General features: G+C 28.9%; 8 protein-coding genes. 4 read left to right on the top strand and 4 right to left on the bottom strand.

Going from position 1 to position 4,619, the window contains the following annotated elements:
* The 4 genes from Q0617_RS00040 to Q0617_RS00025 form a co-directional block, all read left to right on the top strand.
* Positions 1-203 (top strand): SAP domain-containing protein (locus tag Q0617_RS00040; protein WP_298749167.1); only part of this gene is annotated, 203 nt, incomplete at its 5' end.
* 70 nt (positions 204-273) lie between these two features.
* Entirely contained in the window at positions 274-639 is a 366-nt protein-coding gene (locus tag Q0617_RS00035; RefSeq protein ID WP_298749165.1) for a hypothetical protein, read from the top strand.
* Positions 640-703: 64 nt separating this feature from the next.
* Positions 704-1,909, top strand: coding sequence for a hypothetical protein (locus Q0617_RS00030; RefSeq protein WP_298749163.1), 1,206 nt, complete (start codon positions 704-706; stop codon positions 1,907-1,909).
* The gene (locus tag Q0617_RS00025; protein ID WP_298749161.1) at positions 1,902-3,542 is read left to right on the top strand and encodes a terminase family protein; all 1,641 of its coding nucleotides are present in this window, start codon (positions 1,902-1,904) and stop codon (positions 3,540-3,542) included. The genes Q0617_RS00030 and Q0617_RS00025 overlap by 8 nt, the downstream gene beginning before the upstream one ends.
* Here the strand turns inward: Q0617_RS00025 and Q0617_RS00020 are convergent.
* From Q0617_RS00020 to Q0617_RS00005, 4 genes are all read right to left on the bottom strand, one after another.
* Positions 3,539-3,724, bottom strand: a complete 186-nt coding sequence (locus Q0617_RS00020; RefSeq protein WP_298749159.1) for a hypothetical protein — start codon at positions 3,722-3,724, stop codon at positions 3,539-3,541. The genes Q0617_RS00025 and Q0617_RS00020 overlap by 4 nt on opposite strands.
* A gap of 8 nt (positions 3,725-3,732) precedes the next feature.
* Positions 3,733-4,095 carry a hypothetical protein gene (locus Q0617_RS00015; protein ID WP_298749157.1) on the bottom strand — a complete coding sequence of 121 codons (363 nt, stop codon included), beginning with the start codon at positions 4,093-4,095 and terminating at the stop codon, positions 3,733-3,735.
* 12 nt (positions 4,096-4,107) lie between these two features.
* Positions 4,108-4,326, bottom strand: a complete 219-nt coding sequence (locus Q0617_RS00010) for a hypothetical protein (RefSeq protein ID WP_298749155.1) — start codon at positions 4,324-4,326, stop codon at positions 4,108-4,110.
* The coding region (locus Q0617_RS00005; protein WP_298749153.1) for a hypothetical protein at positions 4,323-4,619 on the bottom strand (297 nt) is incomplete at its 5' end. The genes Q0617_RS00010 and Q0617_RS00005, both read right to left, overlap by 4 nt.

Below are 4,619 nucleotides of genomic sequence, written 5' to 3'. Positions count from 1 at the left end.
ATGAACAGGATGAATCTGATGAACAGGATGAATCTGATGAACAGGATGAATCTGAGAAAAAAGAAGACCTCATTCAAGCTGATATGAGTATGTCAAAAGATGACCTTCAAGAACTTTGTGAACTTTACGGACTTGATAAGTATGGTAATAAACCAGAACTTGTTGAAAGAATCAACAAATATGTAGAAGAGAAAGGGGCTTAATAGCCCCTTTTATTTTTTTGTAAACTTCTTAAAAAGATAAATATAGATATATAAGGAGTTTATAATTAAAATGGTTAAAAATGAGATTAAAGGGTATAGAGGAAATACAACTCTAAGAGCACCTGAAGACAAACTTGTTTATGATAAGAAACAAATCAAAGAACTTGCCAAATGTCGAAAAGACCCAATATATTTTCTTAAAAATTATGTCAAGATAGTTTCTCTTGATGATGGTATAGTCAATTTCAATCTATATGACTATCAAGAAGAGATGATAAATCTCATCCATGAAAACACACGTATTATAGGAAGGTCTAGTAGGCAAAGTGGTAAATGTGTTGTTGATAAATCTGACATTACAATCAGAGATAAAGAAACTGGTGACATTAAAACATTAACAATTAAAGAATTTTATGATATGGTTAATCTTGATTGATTATTATCTGTCTACTTGAATCACCAAAAAGATAAATAATAAAAAGATATCAAGGGTGATTTTAATGAATTGTAAAAGATGTGATAAGAAACTTGCGTATAACACAACATTATCATATTGCACATCGAATAAAGATTGTATAGAATTGGGTAAGTCTGAAAAGGCTTTAAAAGATGTTGTTGATTTTGATAATGAAACTGTTAAATGTCCTATATGTGGGATTGTATTTAAAAGTCTTATATCACATATTAAATTATATCATGATATGAGTGTTGACACTTTTAAAGAGATATATCCCAATTCTAATATATATAATTATAATTATATTAATAATGCTAGTGAAAAATTTAAGGGTGATAGAAACCCAGCATATAATCATGGTGGTAAATTATCACCTTGGTCTAAAAAAAGTAAATATTATTCAGAAGAAAGCGTTAAAAAAGCTAATAAAAATAGAACTTATATAAATAGGGTTAAATATTGGACTGATAAAGGATATAGTGAACAGGAAGCTCATGATAAAATATCAGAAAGACAGACAACTTTTAGTAAAGATATATGTATTGAAAAATATGGGGATACTGAAGGTTTAAAAAGATGGAAAGAACGACAGAATAAATGGCAGACAACATTAAAAAATAAATCACCTGAAGAAATTCAGCGTATTAATGAAAAGAAAGGATTTCTAAATGATGATAATCATTTTAAGTCCAGAAAAGATTATTTAAACTATTTAATAAGAAGTAAAACAACTCCTAATAGACTATATTATAATAAGTTTTTGTCTAAAAATGAAATAATACAAATCATAAAAAATACAGACCAATTAAATAATAAACCTCTTAAGAGTATTAAAAGGTATCTAACTACAAAAATGAGACTCATGAAAGCTTATTGTGAATACTATGATATAGATTTATCACAATATGTTGTAATAGATGATAGTATAAAAAAATCTACTCATGGTTATGGTTATTCAAAATATGATGAACAAACTGGTAAATTGTTAAGGTCTAGTTATGAAATTAAATTTTGCAACTTGTTAAAAGAGCTTGGAATAAAATATGATATTGAAAAATTTTACCCCAATAGTAAAATGAAATGTGACTTCTATTTATATGAATATGATATTTATATTGAAATAGCAGGAATGATGGATGACATTGAATATGAATCAAAGATGTATTATAAAAGAGATGCATTCGGGGCTATTATAGTAACACCAGATTATATTAATAAAACGTTTATAAAAGAGATAATTAATGGCTGAGTTTATAAAAGAAATAGAAACTAATAGATATGAAGTGTTAACACCAAATGGGTTTGAATCATTTCAAGGCATTGGAAAAACTATAAAATATGATGTTTATGAGTTGATACTTGATAATGACTATACAATGCAATGTGCTGATGACCATATAGTCATGATATTGAATGGGTATGAAATTGAAGAAAGGTTTGTTAAAGAATTATCAGTGGGTGATTTGGTATTAACAGAATCGGGGTTCTCACCCGTTAGATATGTTCTAAAGTTGGATAATTCTGTCAATATGTATGATTTACTGGATGTTGATTCGCATATATATTATACAAATGGAATAGCTTCACACAATTCACAATGCACGGCTGGTTATATCCTATATTATATATTATTCCATTCAAATAAGAATTGTGCCATATTAGCAAACAAACAAGACATTGCAGTTGAAATTTTATCAAGAGTGAAAATGATGTACGAATCATTACCTTTATGGTTACAAGAAGGCATAATTTCATGGAATAAAACATCTATTGCGCTTTCAAATGGTTCAACAGCGTTTGCAAGAGCTACAAGTGCTTCAGCTATAAGAGGAAAAAGTTGTAATATTTTGGTAATTGATGAAACAGCACATGTTAGCAATGGTTTATGGGATGAATTTTACACATCATCATACCCCGTTGTATCTTCTTCAAAAGATGCTAAGATTATATTAATATCAACCCCATTAGGTATGAATTTTTATTATAAAATGTATATGGATGCTGTTAATGGTCGAAATGGTTTTAAACACTTTACATATGACTGGACTGTTGTTCCTAATAGAGATGAAGATTGGGCTGAAAAGACTAAGGCTGAAATAGGTGAACGAAGATTCATACAAGAGTTTGCGGTGGAATTTCTTGGTTCTAATGGCACACTCGTTTCTGTTGCTAAATTGCAAGCTATGCCTATATTGGATGCAATAGAAAAACAAGATGATGAGAAATTAAAAATATATGAACAGCCTAAAAAAGATGGTCAGTATGTTATCATTGCAGATGTTGGTGAAGGTGTTGGATGTGATTCATCTACATGTCAAGTTTTGGATGTTTCTGAATTGCCATATAGACAAGTTGCAGTATACAGAGATAACCTAGTTAAAACAAACATGTTCCCATATGTAATAGATAGAATAGGTAGATACTATAATAATGCTCTTGTTATAGTTGAATCGAATACATACGGTCAAGAAGTGTTAAACATTTTAAACTATGATATTGAATATGAAAACATTTTTTATGATGATGCTAAAGATGGATTTGGTCTTAGAATGACCAAACTTAGTAAAAGACTTGGAAACTCATATCTAAAAGATTTAATAGAGTATGACAAGATTCAAATATGTGACTATCAAACTGTAACAGAATTTAGCACATATATACAGATAAAAGGTAGTTATGGTGCTGAAGAAGGTAAAACTGATGATATGATTACACCATTAGTATTATTTGCATTCTTTATTAACAATAATCAATACGTTGAAAACTGGTTAGATAAAGAAGATTTCAGCAAAACGCTACATAAAAATTACATTGACCGTGTTGAAGAACAAGTTTTACCTGAACCAATGGTATTCAATGGTAATGATGATGACTTCTTTTAATCTTTTTTAAGTGCTGAAATAATATCCATAACCATTTTCGTTATAATTGGATTGACATTATAGTATATACCGTTACCAAGTTTTATATGATATTGAACATTCTTAGTTGGTGGTTCTGGTTGTTGTTCCCATATCTCTAATTCAACATCTTTATTTAGTTGTATCTTTTCAAATATTTTCATAATTATACCTAATCTAATTTAAAAAATGTTATAAAGGTTAATTCCTTTTCATATTCCATATACTTATAAACGTATTTAAAACCGTTTTTAACGATAGTTATCTTTTCATAAGGGGTAACACTATCAATACTGTCTATCGTGCTAAATATGACCTCTTTAACCGTTTTGAGAGTGGTTTTAAACTGTGTTAGTTTACTTTTAACTGTGTGAAACTTGTTTCCTTGTTCATCTTCAAATTCTACAAAATTTACCAGAATATGTTTATAATAAAATAAGGGTGTATAAACAGTCTTTCGTCTTTTGTTCTGGATAACTCTTTTCTTACTTTGAGACTTTTTGTTCATCTGATTAATAAACGATTTTTTACCCATATAATCCTTACCTCACATTTCAAAGGGATATATAACTATTTCCATATAGTGTCTAATTGTTGAAAAGTTAAAACCGTCAAGCAATACTTGACCAATTCCAAACGCATGATTGTTGCTAAAAGCAATACCATATTTACTACAGTTTTCATATTCAAAAATATAGAAATCTGTTGATTCGTCTAATTCGGTTGTTAGAATCTTTCTAATATAGTCTTTAAGTCGTTGTTTCATTTAACATCATATCTGATTTTTATCATCTCAATCAAGAGCTTATATTCAGCCTTTGATTTATCAGATTCATCTTTTTTATCAACGGCTTTTTCAAATTCTGCTAAAGTACCATTGAAACATCCTCTGTTACAAATGATTTCATCATCGGTGTTTTTAAAAACTGTTAATGTTCCTGATTCAGAACCAACATTTGAAAATGATATGGTTCGCTGGTTGTCTACACTTGAGTCGACTACATGTGAGTTGTGTATACTTGATTTGTGTACACTTGAGTCGACTACACGTGAGTTGTT

The sequence above is a fragment of the uncultured Arcobacter sp. genome, from assembly GCF_937982575.1.
In the GTDB taxonomy this organism is placed as follows: Bacteria; Campylobacterota; Campylobacteria; order Campylobacterales; family Arcobacteraceae; genus Arcobacter.
The sequence above is the reverse complement of the archived record's forward strand: the minus strand, read 5'-3'. Positions and strand labels throughout refer to the sequence as shown.